General features: G+C 72.7%; 1 protein-coding gene. It reads left to right on the forward strand.

Going from position 1 to position 1,203, the window contains the following annotated elements; translation table 11 throughout:
* Positions 1–193: 193 nt before the first annotated feature.
* Positions 194–1,054, forward strand: coding sequence for a dihydropteroate synthase (gene folP / locus ACFV2J_RS17975; protein WP_385097947.1), 861 nt, complete (start codon positions 194–196; stop codon positions 1,052–1,054).
* The last annotated feature ends 149 nt before the right edge of the window (positions 1,055–1,203 follow it).

A 1,203-nucleotide genomic window follows, 5' to 3' on the forward strand; every position in this document is an offset into this window, starting at 1 on the left:
CCGCGACTACAAGCAACAACAACTTGAACTCCCCTGTGGCCCCCCCCCTGTGGTGCGGCCGCGTCCGCGCCGGCGCGTAAGTACTGAAGCAGTCCGACGGCGGAACCGTCGGACTCCGATCGTGCCATGCGAGTCTGACAGTTAAGGTCGCAGGCGGCTAAGCAGCGGGATTCACAGGGAGAGGTCACAGGGGATGCTCAGGCTGGGGAAGCACGAATTCGACCCGCACGAGCCGGTGGTCATGGCCATCGTGAACCGGACCCCGGACTCCTTCTACGACCAGGGAGCCACCTTCCACGACGAGCCGGCGCTCGCCCGGGTGGAACAGGCCATCGCCGAGGGCGCCGCGATCATCGACATCGGCGGGGTCAAGGCCGGACCCGGCGAGGAGGTCACCGCCGAGGAGGAGGCCCGCCGTACGGTCGGTTTCGTCGCCGAGGTCCGGCGCCGCTTCCCCGACGTGATCATCAGCGTCGACACCTGGCGGCACGAGGTGGGCGAGGCGGTCTGCGAGGCGGGGGCGGATCTGCTCAACGACGCGTGGGGCGGGGTGGATCCGCGGCTCGCGGAGGTCGCGGCGCGGTACGGGGTCGGGCTGGTGTGCACGCATGCCGGGGGCGCGGAGCCGCGGACGCGTCCGCACCGGATCGCGTACGACGACGTCATGGCCGACATCCTGGCGGTGACCGTCGGGCTGGCCGAGCGGGCCGTGTCGCTGGGGGTCGCGCGGGAGTCCGTGCTGATCGATCCGGGGCACGACTTCGGGAAGAACACGCGGCACAGCCTGGAGGCGACGCGGAGGCTGGGCGAGATGGTCGGGACGGGCTGGCCGGTGCTCGTCTCGCTCTCCAACAAGGACTTCGTCGGCGAGACGCTCGACAGGCCGGTCAAGGAGCGGGTGGTGGGGACGCTGGCGACGACCGCCGTCTCGGCGTGGCTGGGGGCGCAGGTGTATCGCGTCCACGAGGTCGCGGAGACGCGGCAGGTGCTGGACATGGTGGCGTCGATCGCGGGGCGCCGGCCGCCGGCGGTCGCCCGCCGCGGCCTGGCGTAGGTCTCCTCGTCCCCGCCGCCCCTACCCGACCCTGGGGGCTCCGCCCCCAGACCCCCCGTCGGCCCTTATGGCCCTTGCCGCAAGCCCCCGCCCGGCGGGAAATCCCCGGCCCGCCCGCGGGCGAGGCGCTCACCCCCCCGCGCAGCCCG

This window comes from Streptomyces sp. NPDC059668 (genome assembly GCF_042734135.1).
In the GTDB taxonomy this organism is placed as follows: domain Bacteria; phylum Actinomycetota; class Actinomycetes; order Streptomycetales; family Streptomycetaceae; genus Streptomyces.